This is a genomic window from Mesorhizobium monacense, from assembly GCF_056781675.1.
In genome coordinates this window covers 3,860,069-3,878,216 of sequence record NZ_CM165567.1, presented here as the reverse complement: position 1 = coordinate 3,878,216, position 18,148 = coordinate 3,860,069, and the positions used below count along the sequence as shown (strand labels likewise).

Here is an 18,148-nt window from a genome sequence, read left to right as displayed (position 1 = left end):
TGTCTACTGTGCCGGCCTGAAAACGCCGTCGATGGCTGGATCGCCATCGGTGGCGACCACGCCGCGCGCCACCAGATCCTCCAGATGCGCAAGCACCGAGAGGCCGGCGGCGCCATGCAGGCGCGGGTCGGTGTCGCGATAGATTGCCGCAACCATCTCCCTGATCGTCCTGTCGCCGCCCCGGATGCGTTCCAGGATCGCCCGCTCGCGCATCTTGCGATGCGTCTTCAACCCGCGCATGAAGCTGCGCGGCGCGGTCACCGGACCGCCGTGACCGGGCAAAAGCAGACGGTCGCCGCGCTCGATCAGCCGGTCGAGCGAGGCCATATAGTCGGCCATGGCGCCGTCCGGCGGCGCCACGATCGATGTCGCCCAGGCCATCACGTGATCGGCCGAAAACAGCACGCCGCTTCCTTCCAGCGCAAAGGCTGCGTGATTGGCGGCATGGCCTGGCGTCAGCACCGTTCTGATCGCCCAGCCGTCGCCATGGACCAGCCTGTCGTCTTGGAGCGCAATGTCCGGGGCGAAAGCCATGTCGGCGCTGGCGTCGAGCGGGTTGACCTCGCCGATGCGCAATGGCCGCGCCGGGCGATGCGGCCCCTCCGCCAGAACGATCGCCCCGGTCCGCTCTTTCAGCCGGGCCGCCATCGGTGAATGGTCGCGATGCGTGTGGCTGACGAAGATGTGGCTGACCGGCCGCAGCCCGATCGCGTCGAGTAATGTCTCGAGATGCGCATCGTCTTCCGGCCCCGGATCGATCACTGCCAGCGTGTCACGCCCGACAAGATAGCTGTTGGTTCCGTGAAAGGTGAACGGGCTCGGGTTTCGGGCGGTGATGCGTTGGACGCCTGGTGCGACGGTTACGGCCTGGCCATAGGCAGGATCGAAGCTGGTGTCGAATTTGAGGGCCATGGGGGGCGTGGAGCTCTGTTCCTGAGGCGGCAAAACCGATTGCCGCATAACACGGAAGCCAATATAGGAAAATGCGAGGCCGCACGTCAGCGGCTGTCTGGAATGGGGAAGATCATGGCAACTGCAACGACGATGCGTCCGCTTGTTTCTCTGGCTCTGCCTGAAAAAGGCGCGACACGGCTCGCGACGCAGCTTTTGCTGGCGATTGCCGGTACGCTGCTGCTGGCCCTGTCGGCCAAGACGAAGGTCGTGCTCGGCCCGGTCGATATCTCGCTGCAGACGCTCGCCGTCTTCCTGATTGCCGCCGCGTTCGGCCTGCGCCTCGGCGTTGCTACGCTGCTTCTCTACATGGCCGAGGGCGCCATGGGCTTCCCGGTCTTCCAGGGCACGCCGGAAAAGGGCATCGGCCTCGCCTACATGGTAGGCCCGACCGGCGGCTATCTCGCCGGCTTCGTTGTCATGGCCGCCATCGTCGGCTGGGCCGCCGACCGCGGCTGGGATCGTTACCCGGTCAAGCTTTTCAATGCGATGCTGGTCGCCGAGATCGTCATGATGGCGATGGGCTTTGCCTGGCTGGCGCTGCTGATCGGCGCGGAAAAGTCATGGCAGTTCGGCGTCGTGCCTTTCATCGTCGGCGACCTGATCAAGGTGGCGCTCGCCGCGACCCTGGTGCCTGCCGCCTGGGCGCTGCTGCCGAAGCAGCCCTGACATCCTATCTATCACCGAATGAGAGCCAGCCGGGGGAGACCGGCATGTCGAAACCTCCAAGGTGATGTCCCCTCTGGAACACAGGAAATCCTAATCAGAAGATAGGAGCATCCTTGCCCCTGGGCAGCCGCGCCGAATCACCGGCAGAAGCAAGGCCGCCTTTCAGCGTTGGCGGCTGTCGATCTGATAATAGAGTTCGGCGTAAGACTTCCCCATTCTGTCGGCGGTGAAAAGACGAACGTACCGATCACGCGCAGCTCGGCCCCAGTTCGCCGTTTCGACCGGCGAATCGACGAACCGGTTGATGGCTTCGGCAAGACGATCCGGATCCGAAGGTGGGACGATCAGACCGGTTTTGTCGGCTTCATTCACGTAGCTTGTGCCCGTTCCGATTTCGCACGAGATCATCGGCTTGCCGCACATCGCCGCCTCGACGAGCGAAAGCCCGTAGGCCTCCGACCTCTGGTTTGAAGGGAAAACGAACCCGAGGCAGTTGTGAAGCAGCGCCATCTTGCGCGGCTCGGCGATCTCGCCAAGGAAAATCACGTTGTCGCGGCGTAGCGTCTTGGCCTGAAGCTTGAGTTGCCGCTCGATGGGTCCGGACCCGGCGATAACGATCTTGCATCGAACCTGGTCGGCAGCCTGGATCAGGATGTCCAATCCCTTGTAGTAGCGCAGAACACCGACGAACAGCACGAATGGTTCCGCGACTGTCGATCGGCACCAGTCGTTGTCGGCTTCGGTCGGCGCGGGATAGGCGTCTTCGTCGATGCCGATCGGAATGACCTTGGACTTGGCCCTGAATGCCCTGAGAACGGGGCTCGATTCCAGATAATTCGGCGATGTCGCCACGATCGCATCGACATCGCCGAGGAAGCGCATCATCAGTGGCCTGTAGAAAGGCAGGATGAGCCTCTGTTTGACGATGTCTGAATGATAGGTGACGACCGTCGGCTTGCGGTGGCCGGACTGAAAATGCACCACGTCCATGAGCGGCCATGGAAAGTGATAATGGATCAGGTCGGCTTTGCCGGACAGGGCCTTGAACTTGCGGAAGACGTCGCGTGAAAAACCGGTCGATGCCAGTTCGAAATCCAGACTGGCTTTTCGCGCCAGGTGTCCGTCGAGCCGTTGAGTGGCCTCCTCGGGAGTGCGGCTCAGCGAAAGCACTTCGGTTTCGATGCCATGGCGAGCAGTGCTTTGGGCGATGGCGTGTATTGTCCGCTCCACACCGCCAAAGGAATCCGGCCAGTATGTCTTGAAGAAGTGCAGAACTTTCAAGCGAGTGTCTTTCGTCTTTTTTCGATGGCCTGTTCAAAAACATGAAGCATGCCCTTGGCGTGATTTTCCCACGTGAAGCGTTCCGCGTTTTTGCGCGCTCCGGCCGCGATCTTCTGGCGCAATTGCCCATCGACGCAAAGCTGATCGAATGCAACGGCGATTGCCTCGGGGTTGCCCGGGTCGACAAGGATACCGCTGTCGCCGGCGACTTCCGGCATCGACGATGTGTTCGATGTCAGCACCGGCTTGCCGAAAGACTGCGCCTCGACGATCGGAAAGCCGAAACCTTCATAGAGCGACGGCATCGCCAGAAAAAGACAATTCGAATAGAGCGTTGCAAGCTTTGCGTCGTCGACGAACCCGGTGAAGATGATATTTTTTTCGAGCCCGCCGAGACGCACATCATCGGCCAGGCTCGTTTGCTTCCAGCCGCTGCCCCCGACAATGACCAGGTCGCAGCCCGACCGGGTACTTGCGGGCAACAGGCCGTAACCCCTTATCAGGTTGCGCAGGTTCTTTCTTGGTTCGAGCGTGCCGACAAAAAGCGCGTAGGGCCTGGTGATGCCGAGATGCTCCAAGCTTGAAAAGCTGCCCGGAGCGGGCATGGGGGACGTGCCGGGGGCAATCGTCTTGATCGGTGATTTCAACCAGGGAAACTCTGCCGTCAACGCGGTTGCCGTGGCACTCGAATCCGTCGCCACGACATCGGCTTTTCGCAAAGCGGGTTTCATCAGGAGGCGCTCGCCGATCCAGGTCTGGACGCGCATGGTTTCCGGCGCGTGGATCCAGACAAGGTCGTGGATTGTGACCACGCGTGCCATCCGGTCGTCCAGGGTGAGGGGCAGGCGGTGAGCCGGGCCCCAGAACACGTCCACCTTGTCGCGCGCAGCCCAGGAAGGCAGCACGACTTGCCCCCACAGCGCGCGTGCAGGCAGCGCGTTGAAGCTGCTTGTTCGCAAGCCAACGCCGCGCGGGAGTTCGTAGTTGGCGTTGATCTGGGCGGGAGCGTAGACACACACCTCGGCGCCAAGCGTCGCCAAGGCCTCGATCGACTTAAGGACGAACCTGCCGATTCCGTCGGTGGCCGATCCCAGGTTCTTGCCGTCGATCCCGATTTTCAATCTTTTCTCCGGAGACGAACTGAACAAAGGATTCCGGACACTTGCACCGGATAAGAGAAGGCTTGGAGGCGCGATCCGCCCGCAGCGTGTTGCGAGGGTAGCCCCTGACATACATCTCGCCAATTCGATACACGAAACTGGAAATGCAGTCTCGCATGGGGAAAACAGCTTGCACCGCAGTCTGATGATGGTAGATGCACGATTGTCCAGCCTCCCAATTAGAGAGCGAACTTCTGCCAAAGCTGATTATCCAGATTCCTTGCTATAACGAAGCCGAAACACTGGCGATAGCGCTGAGCGATCTGCCTCGGACCGTTACAGGTTTCGACAGCGTCGAATGGTTGATCATTGACGACGGAAGCACCGACGAAACCGTCAGGGTCGCCGAGGAAAACGGCGTCGATCATATCGTACGCCATACGAGCAATCGGGGTCTGGCATACGCCTTCATGACCGGCATCGAAGCCTGCCTTGCACGAGGCGCCGATGTCATCGTCAACACCGATGCCGACAACCAATACCATGCCGCCGACCTTCCGGCCCTGACCTTGCCGGTCCTGGAGGGGCGCGCGGACATGGTCATCGGCGCCCGGCCGATATCGGAGATAGAGCATTTCTCCCCGCTCAAGAAGCTTCTGCAGAAGGTTGGAAGCTGGGTGGTTCGGGTCAGCAGCGGCACCGATGTGCAAGACGCGCCGAGTGGATTTCGCGCCATCTCGCGAAACGCGGCGCAACGGCTGATCGTGTTCAACAGCTACACTTATACGCTGGAGACAATCATCCAGGCCGGCCGCAAGAACATGCGCGTGGTTTCGGTCCCGATCCGCGTCAACGGTGATCTGCGGCCGTCGAGGCTGGTCAAGAGCATTCCTTCCTACATCAAGCGCTCGATCTTCACCATCGTGCGCATCTTCGTCATCTACCAGCCGGCGCGGTTCTTCGGCATGGTCGCGGCTGTCCTGTTCGGTCTCGGTTTTCTGATCGGCCTGCGTTTCCTCTATTTTTATCTGATCGGGGCCGGTGGCGGGCACGTGCAGTCGGTGATCCTGGCCGGCGTGCTGATGTCGATGGGCTTTCAGTCGCTTCTCGTGGCCTTCCTGGCCGACGTGATTGCGGCCAACCGCAAGCTTCTTGAAGACATTCGCTATACGCAGCGCGCGACGCAGGGCGAGGCTGGCAATCATGCTTCTGCCAGCAGGAGAAAAGCAGGATAAGCGGATGAAGGTAGCTGGCGGACAGGCCGAGGACGGTATCGTCATAGGCAACACCTACGACAAATACGGCACGCGAAACCCGATCGCCCGCCGGATGGTCGAGGGCTTCGAAGGGGCATTGTCGGGCCTTGTGGCGAAGGTAGCACCCGCCACCATTCACGAGGTCGGATGTGGAGAAGGCTATTGGGTCATGCGCTGGCTCGGCCAGGCCATCGATGCGCGAGGCAGCGATTTCTCAGCCCAAATTATCGATATGGCAAAGGAAAACGCCCGCGCGCGGGGAATGGATCCCGTGCGTTTCGCGGTCCGCAGCATCTATGAAGTTACGCCGGAAAAGGACAGCGCCGATCTCATCGTCTGCTGCGAGGTGATGGAGCACCTTGAGGAGCCGCAAAAGGCGTTGCAGGCGCTGCAGCGTATCGTCAGGTCAGACCTGATCCTCAGCGTGCCGCGCGAGCCGCTTTGGCGCGTGCTCAACCTGGCGCGCGGGAAATATGTTTCGGCGCTGGGAAATACGCCCGGTCACCTGCAGCACTGGTCGCGGCAAGGCATCGTCTCGCTGGCGTCGCAGTTTTTCGATGTGGTTGAGATTCTGTCGCCGCTGCCGTGGACGATGATACACTGCAAGCCGAAGAAAAGGCGCTGACGATGGCGCTCGGTCCGAGCGCGAAGACGTGGCTCAATCGTATCGGAGCCCTTCTGGGTCTGGCTGGCGTCGTCTTTGTGGGCATCAAGCTCCACGGCTACGCCGGCCAAATTGACTTCCACGGGATGGGACCTGGCAGCTATGCCGCTCTGGCCGGACTGGCTTGCCTGTATGGCGCATCCAATCTGCTGCTCGCCCTTGGCTGGCAACGGCTGCTGCAACATCTCGGCGTTCCGGTTTCCGGGCCCTGGGCGATTCGCACCTATGCGATCTCGCAACTCGCCAAATATGTTCCCGGCAATATTTTCCAGTTTGCCGGCCGGCAGGCCATCGGCCTGGCAGCGGGCATTGGCAATGGTCCGCTTGCCAAATCGACGGCATATGAACTGGCTGTCCTCGCCGTCGGTGGGGCGCTCTTTTCATCCCTCCTGCTGCCTTTGGTCGAGGCGGCCGTCCCGGACTGGTTCGGCTGGATATCCTTCGCCGTGGTCATGGCAAGCGCGTTTTGGTTGGCCACCGTTGTCGGCGGTGCGGATTTTGGCTTGGCGGCGGTCTGCTATGTAGCTTTCCTTGCTTTTTCAGGCCTAGTTTTCGCGGCCGCTTTCGGTCTAGCCGGCGGGCCCGACAATTTGGCCCTCTATCCGGTGATTGCCGGTGCCTATGTGCTGGCGTGGCTGGTGGGATTGGTGACACCAGGAGCGCCTGCAGGCATTGGCGTTAGGGAAGCCGTTCTGCTCTTCCTGCTTGGAGGGCTCGGTTCCGGCCCGGTCATTCTTCTGGCAGTGGTGATTGGCCGAATGATCACCGTCTTGGGCGATCTTCTCTTTTTTGCCGGCGGGCAGTTCGCCGGCCGGTGGTTGCGCTGCCGGGCTCGATGAGGCCACTCATGGCGGGCTAGTCGTCTTGATTTTTCGGATGATGTCGTGCTTAGACGTGCCATGAATACATCCGAGTATCGGCCAGACATTGACGGAATCCGCGCGGTCGCGGTGTTGGCCGTACTCCTGTTTCATCTTGACATTTGGCCGTTCACCGGCGGTTTTGTTGGCGTCGATGTGTTCTTTGTGATCAGTGGGTTTCTGATCACGAAAATCCTTTCTGACAGCGAAAGAATCGGGAGGTTTTCATACCTCGGGTTTTACGCCAGACGCGCGAGGAGACTGCTGCCGGCACTTCTGGCAACCATCGTCATCACGTTTGTCATGGGAACCGCATTCCTTCTACCCGAGGACTTGTCTCGACTTTCAGGGTCGACGATCGCAGCGATGCTGGCGGTCACCAACATCTTCTACTGGAACGAAAGTGGCTATTTCGATGTTGAATCGACTTTGAAGCCGCTCCTGCATACCTGGTCGCTGGCAGTCGAAATTCAATTCTATCTCATCTGGCCGGCGTTCATCGTCTTTCTGGCCAATCGAAGGATGATGTCGGTTGGGATATCGGCGGCAGCGGCTGTGAGTTTTGTGGCCTGTATCTATGTGATGACCGTCGCGCCGACCATGGCGTTCTATTTCACGCCATTCCGCGTATTCGAATTTGCCATCGGTGGTTTGGTCACCGTTGCCCCTCGGATCAAATCCAAATTGCTGATGGAGAGCGCCTACGCTCTCGGGCTTGCGGCCGTTCTTTGGTGCGTCGTCAGGTACACCAACTTAACGTCTTTTCCTGGCTGGACGGCGCTTCTACCCTGTGCGGGCACTGCTCTGGCGATCTACGCAGGGGATGCCCATGGGTCTGTCTTGCTGCGCGCTAGGCCTGTCGTCTGGATCGGGCGCATCAGCTATTCGCTATATCTCGTGCATTGGCCGCTGATCGTGTTCGCCAGATATGACATGCAAAAGCCGATCACAGGATCGGAGCAAATCGCCCTTATCGCATGCACTTTTGGCCTCGCCATTCTGTCTTTCTATGTGATCGAGGCCCCGTTCCGAAAGAAAGCGCGCCGAGCGGCGTACGTGGTTGCAGCTATGGTCGCCGCGATCGTCTCTTTGACAGCAGGCCAAAGCTGGGCGACCGGCTGGCCGTGGCGATTCTCAGAAAGCGTACTCGCTCTTTATATACCCGATCGAACTGCCCTTACGAAATATGTATGGGCGAACCACGTTGAGAGATCGCTTGTCGAGGATTTCAAAACCTCAAAAGTCCGGATCCTGATCGTCGGAGACTCCCAAGCCGCGGATGTCACAAACATATTTGTTGAGGCTGGCGAAGAGCGAGCGGCAGAGATCATCACCAGAACCGTGTACACTGAGTGTGGGATTCCGTATCTCCCACCAAAGGCTGCAGAGCAGTTTATGACCGCAACGAACTTCATGACGATGAAGGACAAATCGTTCGTTGCGAGGTGCTTGTCCCTGCAGCAGGGTGTTATCGCTTCCAAGGCTCTCGCGTCGGCGGACTATGTCGTGATCGGCTACTTCTGGCGTGATTTCGCGCTGCCTTACGCTGATGACATGATTGCTGCGATCAGGCAGCGCACACATGCAAGAATCGTGATTGTGGGCAACAAGGCGTTCTCTTCCACCCCTACACAAATGGCGCGTCAGAATGGCGGCCTTGTCGGTTTGGAGCAGTACGCCTATGCGCATCGTGACGAGAAGGCCATGAAGGCCAACGACTACCTGAAGAGCAGAGGCGAGTTGTTCCTAGACCTCATGCGGTTCGTCTGTCCTCGCATCGGCTTCTGCAACGTCGTATCGAGTGCGGGCACCCCCCTGTATTTCGAGCTTACCCACTTGACCCAAGAAGGGGCCAGATTCATGTCCAAACCCACGACAAGTGCTTTTTATCAATCGATCGGCAAGACCACGACCATCGCGCAGCCGTAGTGTTGCGCCCGATCGCACATGAGCGGAAAAGCTTCCTTTTTCAACTTTTGGAACACTGCCGATCATGGCCAAGTTGTGGCCCACGTGTTGCCTTCTTCGTTTGCGGTTGAAAGCAAGACCGCCCGTGGCGGTCTGTGATTTGTTTTGCTAGGCGTTGCGCCAGTTCAGGGAGACGACATGCTCAAAACCGCAGCGCTAAGAATCCCGCAGATCAGGCGGCTCTGGCAGGATCGCGCGAATCTTTTGGCGCAACGCGATGTCCTGATCAGGGAAAACGAGCGGTTGCGATCCGGCGGACCGGAACCTGGAAGTGTATTCTTCCACTACAACTGCAGTTTCGATGCGATCGACGCAATCAACAAGCACGCTCGGAACGACGTGATGGCACATCCATCCTACGTTACGAACTTTCTCGGCGTCAAAGTTTCGCCGCGGTTTTTCCCAGGTATTCTCGATGGCAAGGCCGGCACCGTCGAGCCGATACCGATCCCTGCCAACTGGCATGCCGACATAGCCGAATGGGCTGCCGCACTCAGGGCTGTTGACTTGGCTTCGGGACGCTTCCGCGTGGTTGAACTGGGCTGCGGCTGGGGGTGCTGGTTGAACAACACCGGCGTTGCTGCGCGCAACAAAGGGCTAGCCGTCGAACTGATTGGTATCGAAGGCGATGGCGAGCATGTCGCCTATGCCCACGAGGCAATGGCAGCAAATGGCTTCTCTGGCGACGAGTTCCGTATCATCCATGGTGTTGCGGCGCCGGAAAAAGGCGTGGCTCTCTTTCCGGTAGTCGACAATGCCGGCGCATCCTGGGGCTCGGAGCCGATCCTCAATGCGACGGCTGCACAGATCAAGGAAGCCGAGGCGTCCGGGCAATATCAGCAACTTGGCGCTTTCCCGCTAGCCGAGATCGTCAAGGGCGAGCCGGTGGATCTCCTGCACATCGATATCCAGGGCGGCGAAGCAGACTTCGTCGAAGCCGCTATCGGTGACCTCAATAAATTCGTCCGCTACATTGTGATCGGTACCCATTCACGCCAGATCGAGGGACGGATCATGAGCATCCTGTTGAATGAAGGCTGGAAACTCGAGATGGAGCGGCCGGCAATCATTCGGTTGATCGACGGGCGCCCACAGATCTCGGTTGATGGCGTCCAGGGCTGGCGGAACGCTTCCCGCTCTAGACAGTAGCAAATCCTGCGCAGGCCTAATCCTTGAAGGGGCCTTACTCGTCATTTTCGATCAATGGCATTACCCACTCCAATCCCTGGGCCGTTCAGAGCAAAAAGACAGCAGCTCTGTGCAAAAAATGGGCAGTTTCTCCTGCGGGTGGTTGAGTGTCCTGCGTTGCAGCGCTACAATAAGAGTTGAATTATGCGGGGGCATTTATTTGATGAAAAGCGCGGTATTGCCGGAAATATTCGACGAAGCGAAGATAGGGCGTACGCCGGTTTACCAGCCTTACTTGGTGGGAAATGTATCAAGGTATGTCAACGATTGCTTGGATTCTGGCTGGATTTCATCGCGCGGCGAATTCGTTCCAAAGTTCGAAACCGGTTTCGCGGAATTCGTTGGGGCGAATGAGGCCACAAGCGTTGCAAACGGTACTGTCGCGCTTCACCTGGCGCTGGAGGCGTTGGGAATAGGACCGGGCGACGAGGTAATAGTCCCTACTTTGACTTACGTCGCCACCGTGAACACAATCCTGCAGACCGGAGCAAAGCCAGTCTTTGTGGATTCACTTGCAGATACTCTGCAGATGGATCCTCTGGCGACCGAGCAGGCTGTCACCCCCCGGACTAAGGCCATTATGGCTGTCCATCTATATGGACACCCTTGTGATATGGCTTCGATCGTCGCTATTTGTCGAAGGCATGATCTTCTGTTGATCGAGGACTGCGCGGAAGCGTTCGGATCACAATGGAACGGTCAGCATGTCGGGAATTTCGGTGACGCGGCGACCTATAGCTTTTTCGGGAATAAAACGATCACAACTGGTGAGGGCGGCATGGTGGTGACGCGCGATCCGGAGATTATGAGGCGATGCCGCAGACTCAAGAACCAAGGGGTTTCATCCACTCGCGAATATTGGCACGACATCCTAGCCTACAATTATCGCATGACGAATATTCAGGCGGCGATCGGATTGGCGCAACTCGAAGTGGCATCCGAGATCCTTGCTCTGAAGGCCCAAATGGCGGAAGCCTATCGTGTCGGATTGGCTGGTCTACCCTTGCGCACACATGACCCTGTGGGTAGCGTTACCCACTCTCACTGGATGTGCTCAGTGATTGTCGATCGTTGCCAAGACCGTGATCCGCTAAGGGCGCATCTCGCGGATCAAGAAATAGAGACCCGCCCATTCTTTCCGCCGACCCACACATTGCCCCATTGTCGAGGAGAGGGGGAGTTCCCGGTTGCGGTTAGTTTGAGTGCCCGTGGTATCAACCTGCCAAGTTATCCTGGTTTGGGCCAAGGGCAGATCAATAGGATTTGCGCTGCGATCCGCTCGTTTTGGAGATAGTTTCTTTCGAGATTCTATGCGGGCGCGGGCCGAGGGATGGAATGTGAATTACCTATCGGGTATCTGGGCCGCCCGCTATTTTTGGTGGCATCTTTCGATGTCGGATCTGCGTTCGCGGTGGCGTCGCTCCTTCTTCGGTCTGTTCTGGTCCATACTGCAGCCTCTCGGGCTGACGTTGTTGTTGTCCCTGGTTTTCAGCCGAATTTTCGACATGCTAATTACGGAGTACGCCCCCTACATCCTGTCAGGGATGATCATGTGGGAGTATGTGGCTGGCTCGGTGATTGGAGGCTCACTGGCTTTCGTGCAAGCTGATGCCTACATCAAGCAGACCCGACACCCTCTCGCCATCTATACACTACGCAACGCCTTGACCGGACTCATCATTCTGGTCACGGCGAGCCTCGCTTTGATTTTGTGGGTGCTCCTCGTCATGCCCCAGAATTTTGGCTGGTGTTGGTTCGCAGCACTTACGGCCTTTCCGATTCTTGGTCTTGTCGCTTGGCCCGGAGCGACGATCACGGCTTACATCGCAGTACGCTTCCGCGATTTGCCCCACGCGCTAGGCCTCATCATGCAAGCGATGTGGTTTGTGTCGCCAATCTACTTTGAAGCGGCAACGTTTCGGAATGGGGATCTGCATGTGCTCGTCGACTACAACCCGATCTATCACCTGCTCCAAATAGCTCGTGCCCCGCTCTTGCACGGGGAGTGGCCGACCTTGGCGAACTACGCTTGGTCACTTGGGGCGATTGTCATACTCGGAGTGATCGCCATTCTAGTTGGGCGGGCTTCCGAGAAACGAGTGATCTTCTACCTATGACAAACGCAATTCGTCTCCAAAACGTCAATCTGCATTATGCATCGGTGGCCTTCAGGGAGAGGTCCCTCAAGTCCTTGCTCGCCACTTGGTTTAGCCAAGCTCGGACCAAACGAGATCTCACGGACATCCATGCGCTCAAAGATATCACTGTCCATGTGAAGCAGGGAGAACGGATCGGGTTGCTTGGCCACAACGGGGCCGGCAAAAGCTCTTTCCTCAAGATGGTCGCCGGACTCTATCCAATTTCATCTGGCAGCAGAGATGTCCGCGGCACAATCAGGTCAATGCTCGATCTGAGCTTGGGATTCGAACCGGATGCTACGGGCCGTGAAAATGTCCTTTATCGCGGTTTGTTGCTTGGACTCTCGCCCAGGGCTATGCGGTCCATGGAAGCTGAGATAGTCGAGTTCGCCGATCTGGGGGAGTTCATTGACTACCCGCTCAAGACATATTCCGTGGGAATGCAAGTTCGCTTGGCGTTCGCGATCTCTACGTCGGTCGGAGGCGATATTCTGCTTCTGGACGAAGTGGTGGGGGCTGGTGATGCTCGGTTCATGGGGAAAGCCCGAGCGCGCATCATGAATCTCGTCGAGCAGTCAGAAATTATGATTCTCGCGAGTCACGACCTGACGACGCTTCGGCAGTTGTGCCAGCGGGGGCTTGTCTTAGCCGACGGCCATATCGTCCTGGATGCGCCCATCGAGCTAGCAATAGAATTCTATGAAGAAAAGTTTTCAAAATGAAGTTTTTTCTGAATTCGCTGAAGCGGCCAGCAGTAGAAGATTTACGGAATCTAAATAATCCGATCGCCTTCGTGCATATACCCAAGACAGCAGGGACGGCCTTTGTTGAATATCTCATGGAGAATATTGCCGATCAGTCGAAGGTAGCGCCACCATTTATGGGCGATATGACTGTTACAAAGGACGAGCGAAGCCAGTATCAACTATATTGGGGCCATTATGACTATTTTCTGCTCAAGGCAACTGGCCGACGGTTCACTTTCATCACATTCCTACGCCACCCGCTGGCAAGGGCGATTTCCCAATGGAAGTCATGGTCGAATCCCAGCAATCTAACGGAAGCTTGGCTGAATGTCATGGAGCCCTATCAGATCGAAGCGCTCCGTTTCTCGCAAACGGCCACGCTCGAAGAGTTTATCATGTCGCCGAATCTCTACATTGAAGGGCATATCAGAGACGTGCAGACCAGATATCTGGCGGACGCTCCGGACAAGCCTGGCATGCTGGACAGTGCAAAACGCAATCTCGAAACTGTCTTCCGTTTTTTCGGTATCGTCGAACGTTTTGAGGACTCCATCAGCCTGTTCCGGGCTACTTTCAAAAACGCACGGCCCTACGCTATCTCTCCGACGCGCGAAAACAGGTCGGGGGAAAAGTCCACGCATCTTTCACCAGCAGCGCAGGCCCGCCTTCGCAGCTTAAACTCGAACGACTTTGACCTCTATGACTTCGGTTGCAGGTTATTCGAAGAGCGGTATCGCAAGGTGCTCCGCAATTGATCGAGTCCCCCGACATTTCACCCAGCTTGGCTTCCGTTTCCGGCGCGCACTCAGATACTGTGAGAATGCCTCGGGCCATGTGGCTATTGAACCATAGCGCGGCTCGTCGCTTCGAGATCCCAATGCTCAAGGCATGCGGCTTCAACGAAATCTTTCTTCCGAAAATCTATCCAGTTGATCCGAGCTTTCGTAGCGCGTCGCTCGACTTTTCTGAAGATCAAAACTTGACCATACCTCCCAGTGATCTGGCTGTTCTAAACGCTGCAGATTGGTATGGGGATCCGGGGCGCGAGGCCTGGGCGGTAGCCAACCGCCATTTTTCATTGCTCTTTTTCATTGTTCACACCTCAGAGGCGTTGGGGAGCATTTCCGCTCACTTTCAGGGGGCGGCCATATGGCGGGCCTATGGGCTTGAGCGAGCGAATAGCTATTCGAAAATTCGCAAACATTTCACCCATGGACTGAAAACCGTTGAAAGGATGGGTGATCGTTTTTGGTTCGGGGAAGCCTACAAAGATTTGCATGCAGTAGAGGATGATTTCCTTCGCAGGCGAACTGTCTACCTCCCTCTGGGTCTGTCGTCGGCCGATCTACAGGAGGGATGGACGGGTAGTGACCGCCGGGTCTTCTTTGTTTGTCCCGACATCGGCTTCAACCCATACTACCGAGCGATCTTCGACGAATTTAAGCGCGATTTTGCCGGTTTGCCTTATGCGATCGGCGGGAGCCAGCCGATAGCTGTCGGGGATCCGAATGTGCTGGGCTTTGTCCCGAAAGAATTGCACGAACGGCACATGCGGGAGATGCGCGTGATGTACTACCATTCCCGCGAGCCTCGTCATATCCACTATCACCCGTTCGAGGCGGTGCGTGCCGGCATGCCGTTGGTCTTCATGGCTGATGGTATGCTCGATGAGCTTGGAGGAATCAGCCTGCCCGGCAGAGCTCGAACAGTAGCCGAGGCAAAATCCAAGATTCACAGGCTGTTGCAGGGCGACGACCGCCTTGCCGACGATATCCGGAAGAGCCAGAGGGTGCTGCTCGATGCTATGAGGCCGGATAGGCTCGAGAGCGCATGGCGGAAAAATCTGACACATGTTGTTGAACGCTTGCAGGCCACCAAAGCGGGGCAAAATGGTCTGCCATCGCGGAAAAAGCGGATAGCGATTATCCTTCCTATCGTCTACCGCGGAGGGACGTTGCGTGCTGCAAAGTTGCTCGCGGAGGCGATCTCCGAGGGCGCGGAGCAAGCCGGAGAAGGTGTAGAAGTCGTATTGCTCCATCTTGATCTACCTTCTGCATACTCACCAAAGGATTGGTCTGATTTGCCGTCCTCCGTGACCACCAGAACGTTCACTTGGAATGTCTTGGACAAGGCAGAGGCGAAAACAGCGATGATGTTTGACGGTCACGCTGACTGGGAGCCAGTCTACGAAAGATATTTAGCAATAGACGATGGAATAAAGCAGCTTGGTGATTGTGATCTGTGGATCGTGATCTCCGATAGATTGTCGCTGCCGCTCTTGCCAATGCGGCCTGCGATCCTGAGCGTCTTCGATTATCTGCAGCGTCACTATAAGGTCACGCATGTTGAGGAGCAGATTCTGCTGGCCAACCGATTGGCCAGTCACGTCCTGGTAACGACGGAGTTCACCCGCCAGGACGCTCTTCAATATGCGGGCATCGATCCTCGCCGTGTTACCAAGGTGCCTATGCTAGTGCCTGAAAAGGGCACGGCCACGCGAAACGGCCAAAGGGCTGAACCTACCCATTTCCTGTGGAGCACCAACTTGGCAGCGCACAAGAACCATCGCAGAGCACTGGCTGCATTGCAGCTTTACTATGAGGTTTACGAGGGCACGCTGAGTTGTCATGTCACGGGGTTTGGCTCAAGCGAGATCACCAAAAGCCAGCTACCACACCTTGATGGGCTCAACCGTGTCGTTGCAGCCAGCCGCGCTCTTCGGCAACGGGTTAAGTTTCTGGGTGAGCTGTCGGACGAAGCTTATCGGAGGGAACTCTCTGCATCGGCGTTTCTCTGGCATCCCACGGAGCTAGACAACGGCACGTTTAGCATCATAGAGGCAGCCCACTACGGCGTTCCATCTCTCTCAAGCGATTATCCCGCGATGCGCGAAATGGACCGCCAATTCCAACTCGGCCTGAGTTTCATGGACCAGGAAGATCCTGAAGATATGGCAGCCCAATTGCATGCGATGGAAGTCAATTTGGCGGAGCGCCAGCGTTCTTTGGCGACCGAGAAACAACTCGCCGATCAGAGCGTCCGACGCCTGGCTCCCCACTATTGGCACGTTATACGCGAATTCCTATGAAGCAGTACGGAATTTTCATAGCATACGCGCCCTCCATTGATCTTCGAACAGAGGGACTAGGACGCTATTTGTCCTCGTTTCTAAAGGCGGCTACGGACCGAGGTGATGCTCATTTCGCAATCCTTTGCCCGAGCTGGTCTCGAGAGGCCTTGATAACGCTATGCATGGAAGCCGAGATTCCGCGCCAGGCCTACAGCCTTGTCGGCCCTGACCAGACACCACTGCTATATCGCATTTATCAACTGCTGCAGCGACGAAGAGAGACTAAGCGGCCTCGCAAACGTTTTCAGGCGGTTCGAGACAGGCTTTATCCCATAGCGGTTGCGCACGCTGAATGGCTGAGAGGCCGTATTGCAAGCACGCGGAGTCTCATGGCCCTGATTGCCTTTGCTGCATACTGCGTGTCCTTGGCAATTCCCATCACCGCTATGGTTCTTGGGATGCGCCTGGTGAGGCGGACCCGTACCGCCATCAGCTCTTGGTTCAGACAGGCTCGAAGCAGACTGTGGCGAAGCGTGGCTGCACTCGGCCTAGTGTCGCCCTCCAGCCTGCGTTTCAGGCTGTACGAAGGAATGCTGGAACGGGAAACCGCTTTGATGATCCAAAGTGGGAATAGACAGAATGACATCGGCGCTTGGTACACACCAGCCGCTTTCTGGCCCAAGGTGACGGAGTTGAAGGCACCGGTCCTAACCTGTGTGCCTGACGTTGTTCTCGCAGAATTTCCTGTAGGCTTTGCGAGGCTCGGCGGCGTTCCGATGCAGCATGCGTACCAGACCGTAGCAACCACTATTCGTCGAAATGAGAATTTCGTCACGTACAGCGAGCACATCAAGCGTGGGATTCTTGTTGAGAAGTTTGGAATTGATCCCAGTGCAATTCGGATGATACCCCACGCCCCGAACGACTTGAGCCGCCCTATTACGATCACCGGTTTTCCCGACAACGACGCAACTGGGCGCGCTTATGCCGAGATGCTGCTGCTAGGCGCCATCAGAAAGGCTAGCCTCGCAGGGTATGCGAGTACCTTCAGCAATCCGAAAGTGCAGTTCCTTTTTTACGCTAGTCAATTTCGACCATCCAAGAACGTAATAACGCTGCTTCGTGCTTATGAATGGCTCCTCCGCAAGAGAAGGATCGGGCATAAGCTCATCCTAACTGGCTTCAGCCAGTATGAGAGCGTTAGGATTTTTCTGGACCAGCACAACTTACGATCGGACGTGCTATGCGTTCACGGGCTGACCGAGCCAGAGCTTGCGGCTTGCTACAAGCTCGCGGATCTCGCGGTGAATCCAAGCCTTTCAGAAGGCGGGATGCCCTTCACATTTACCGAAGCGTTGTCCGTGGGCACGCCAGCAATTATGGCCGATATCGAGGTGACCCGAGAAATAATAAAAGATCGGACACTAAGGGAAGCATCGCTCTTCGACCCCTATAACTGGAGAGCCTTGGGCGAAAAGATAGAATGGGGCATTCAGAACCGGACGAGCCTCTACCAGCAACAGCGAAAATTCTATGACGATGTGCTCGCAAAGCGATCTTGGGCTGATGTCGTCGAAGAGCACCTGCGTATTCTCGACGAGTTGGCCGGGCGACAGAAGGTGGCGGCGAAGTGACGTTCCTATTGGACGGTATCTATGTGCTGGGTTTTGGGGGCCATGCGCGTAGTGTCGCCGATATAGCCTTGAGCGCTGGTGTCAAAAATCTGATTTTTGTTGATGCAAATGCCCAGCCGAATGAAGCTTTCGCTGGATTCCGCGTTGTGAGCGTTTTGCCAGCAAAGTTGGCGCCTGGTTGGAGGATCTTCCCCGCGATCGGCGACAATCTGGGTCGCAGAGCTGTGTGGGAGCAGCGACGCCTGCCCGTCGCGACGCTGATCTCGCCAACCGCTACTATCGGGGTCCTGGCTGAGATGGGCGAAGGGACGCTCGTATGCCATCACGCCCACGTAGGGCCAGGGGCGCTGGTCGGCCGCGGCGTAATCATAAACACCGGCGCAATTGTTGAGCATGAGTGCAAAGTCGGTGACTTCTCTCACGTATCCGTCAACGCAACGATTGCTGGACGTGGACGTATCGGTTCGAACGTGTTCGTTGGGGCAGGCGCCACGGTCATCGACAAAGTGTCAATCTGCGATGACGTAATTGTCGGAGCTGGAGCAACGGTAGTCGACCACATCACTTCGCCAGGTACGTACGTAGGAACGCCAGCGCGCCCTATAAAAAACCGGTGCAGCTAG

The 18,148-nt window shown here is 57.2% G+C and carries 16 protein-coding genes; 13 read left to right on the top strand and 3 right to left on the bottom strand.

All coding sequences use genetic code 11. The features are described from left to right. Positions 1–3: 3 nt before the first annotated feature. Entirely contained in the window at positions 4–912 is a 909-nt protein-coding gene (locus AC1RUK_RS18930) for an MBL fold metallo-hydrolase (protein ID WP_481834404.1), read from the bottom strand. Positions 913–1,026: 114 nt separating this feature from the next. On the opposite strand from AC1RUK_RS18930, the gene AC1RUK_RS18925 reads away from it, so the two are divergent. Then, positions 1,027–1,620, top strand: coding sequence for a biotin transporter BioY (locus AC1RUK_RS18925; RefSeq protein ID WP_481834405.1), 594 nt, complete (start codon positions 1,027–1,029; stop codon positions 1,618–1,620). A gap of 162 nt (positions 1,621–1,782) precedes the next feature. Here the strand turns inward: AC1RUK_RS18925 and AC1RUK_RS18920 are convergent, their stop codons facing one another. Both AC1RUK_RS18920 and AC1RUK_RS18915 read right to left on the bottom strand, forming a co-directional pair. Continuing rightward, positions 1,783–2,901: a glycosyltransferase gene (locus AC1RUK_RS18920; RefSeq protein ID WP_481834406.1), complete on the bottom strand. Its 1,119-nt coding sequence runs from the start codon at positions 2,899–2,901 to the stop codon at positions 1,783–1,785. Further along, positions 2,898–4,022 (bottom strand): glycosyltransferase family 4 protein, encoded by a 1,125-nt coding sequence (locus AC1RUK_RS18915; RefSeq protein WP_481834407.1) that lies wholly within the window; start codon positions 4,020–4,022, stop codon positions 2,898–2,900. Before AC1RUK_RS18915 ends, AC1RUK_RS18920 begins: the two co-directional genes overlap by 4 nt. Before the next feature lie 233 nt (positions 4,023–4,255). Here AC1RUK_RS18915 and AC1RUK_RS18910 point away from each other — a divergent pair, with 233 nt between their 5' ends. The 12 genes from AC1RUK_RS18910 to AC1RUK_RS18855 all read left to right on the top strand — a co-directional run bounded on the left by AC1RUK_RS18910 (position 4,256) and on the right by AC1RUK_RS18855 (position 18,148). Beyond that, positions 4,256–5,236, top strand: coding sequence for a glycosyltransferase family 2 protein (locus tag AC1RUK_RS18910; RefSeq protein ID WP_481840315.1), 981 nt, complete (start codon positions 4,256–4,258; stop codon positions 5,234–5,236). Positions 5,237–5,240: 4 nt separating this feature from the next. Then, positions 5,241–5,882, top strand: a complete 642-nt coding sequence (locus AC1RUK_RS18905) for a class I SAM-dependent methyltransferase (RefSeq protein ID WP_481834408.1) — start codon at positions 5,241–5,243, stop codon at positions 5,880–5,882. Beyond that, complete coding sequence (locus AC1RUK_RS18900) at positions 5,843–6,760, top strand: hypothetical protein (RefSeq protein WP_481834409.1); 918 nt, start codon at positions 5,843–5,845, stop codon at positions 6,758–6,760. The genes AC1RUK_RS18905 and AC1RUK_RS18900 overlap by 40 nt, the downstream gene beginning before the upstream one ends. Before the next feature lie 60 nt (positions 6,761–6,820). Further along, entirely contained in the window at positions 6,821–8,710 is a 1,890-nt protein-coding gene (locus tag AC1RUK_RS18895; protein WP_481834410.1) for an acyltransferase family protein, read from the top strand. 177 nt (positions 8,711–8,887) lie between these two features. After that, positions 8,888–9,898, top strand: a complete 1,011-nt coding sequence (locus tag AC1RUK_RS18890) for a class I SAM-dependent methyltransferase (protein WP_481834411.1) — start codon at positions 8,888–8,890, stop codon at positions 9,896–9,898. A 202-nt stretch (positions 9,899–10,100) separates the two neighbouring features. Further along, entirely contained in the window at positions 10,101–11,231 is a 1,131-nt protein-coding gene (locus tag AC1RUK_RS18885) for a DegT/DnrJ/EryC1/StrS family aminotransferase (RefSeq protein ID WP_481834412.1), read from the top strand. Between the two features lie 16 nt (positions 11,232–11,247). Continuing rightward, the gene (locus AC1RUK_RS18880; protein ID WP_481834413.1) at positions 11,248–12,054 is read left to right on the top strand and encodes an ABC transporter permease; all 807 of its coding nucleotides are present in this window, start codon (positions 11,248–11,250) and stop codon (positions 12,052–12,054) included. Next, entirely contained in the window at positions 12,051–12,797 is a 747-nt protein-coding gene (locus AC1RUK_RS18875; protein ID WP_481834414.1) for an ABC transporter ATP-binding protein, read from the top strand. Before AC1RUK_RS18880 ends, AC1RUK_RS18875 begins: the two co-directional genes overlap by 4 nt. Further along, positions 12,794–13,576, top strand: a complete 783-nt coding sequence (locus tag AC1RUK_RS18870; protein WP_481834415.1) for a sulfotransferase family 2 domain-containing protein — start codon at positions 12,794–12,796, stop codon at positions 13,574–13,576. Before AC1RUK_RS18875 ends, AC1RUK_RS18870 begins: the two co-directional genes overlap by 4 nt. A 122-nt stretch (positions 13,577–13,698) precedes the next feature. Then, entirely contained in the window at positions 13,699–15,909 is a 2,211-nt protein-coding gene (locus AC1RUK_RS18865) for a glycosyltransferase (protein ID WP_481834416.1), read from the top strand. 371 nt (positions 15,910–16,280) lie between these two features. Continuing rightward, the gene (locus tag AC1RUK_RS18860; RefSeq protein WP_481834417.1) at positions 16,281–17,525 is read left to right on the top strand and encodes a glycosyltransferase; all 1,245 of its coding nucleotides are present in this window, start codon (positions 16,281–16,283) and stop codon (positions 17,523–17,525) included. Continuing rightward, the gene (locus AC1RUK_RS18855) at positions 17,522–18,148 is read left to right on the top strand and encodes an acetyltransferase (RefSeq protein ID WP_481840079.1); all 627 of its coding nucleotides are present in this window, start codon (positions 17,522–17,524) and stop codon (positions 18,146–18,148) included. Before AC1RUK_RS18860 ends, AC1RUK_RS18855 begins: the two co-directional genes overlap by 4 nt.

Coding starts and splice junctions, on each gene's coding strand:
- AC1RUK_RS18930 (WP_481834404.1), bottom strand. CDS start 912: ATGGCCCTCAAATTCGACACCAGCTTCGATCCTGCCTATGGCCAGGCC.
- AC1RUK_RS18925 (WP_481834405.1), top strand. CDS start 1,027: ATGGCAACTGCAACGACGATGCGTCCGCTTGTTTCTCTGGCTCTGCCT.
- AC1RUK_RS18905 (WP_481834408.1), top strand. CDS start 5,241: ATGAAGGTAGCTGGCGGACAGGCCGAGGACGGTATCGTCATAGGCAAC.
- AC1RUK_RS18895 (WP_481834410.1), top strand. CDS start 6,821: ATGAATACATCCGAGTATCGGCCAGACATTGACGGAATCCGCGCGGTC.
- AC1RUK_RS18890 (WP_481834411.1), top strand. CDS start 8,888: ATGCTCAAAACCGCAGCGCTAAGAATCCCGCAGATCAGGCGGCTCTGG.
- AC1RUK_RS18885 (WP_481834412.1), top strand. CDS start 10,101: ATGAAAAGCGCGGTATTGCCGGAAATATTCGACGAAGCGAAGATAGGG.
- AC1RUK_RS18880 (WP_481834413.1), top strand. CDS start 11,248: ATGCGGGCGCGGGCCGAGGGATGGAATGTGAATTACCTATCGGGTATC.
- AC1RUK_RS18875 (WP_481834414.1), top strand. CDS start 12,051: ATGACAAACGCAATTCGTCTCCAAAACGTCAATCTGCATTATGCATCG.
- AC1RUK_RS18870 (WP_481834415.1), top strand. CDS start 12,794: ATGAAGTTTTTTCTGAATTCGCTGAAGCGGCCAGCAGTAGAAGATTTA.
- AC1RUK_RS18865 (WP_481834416.1), top strand. CDS start 13,699: ATGCTCAAGGCATGCGGCTTCAACGAAATCTTTCTTCCGAAAATCTAT.
- AC1RUK_RS18860 (WP_481834417.1), top strand. CDS start 16,281: ATGGCCCTGATTGCCTTTGCTGCATACTGCGTGTCCTTGGCAATTCCC.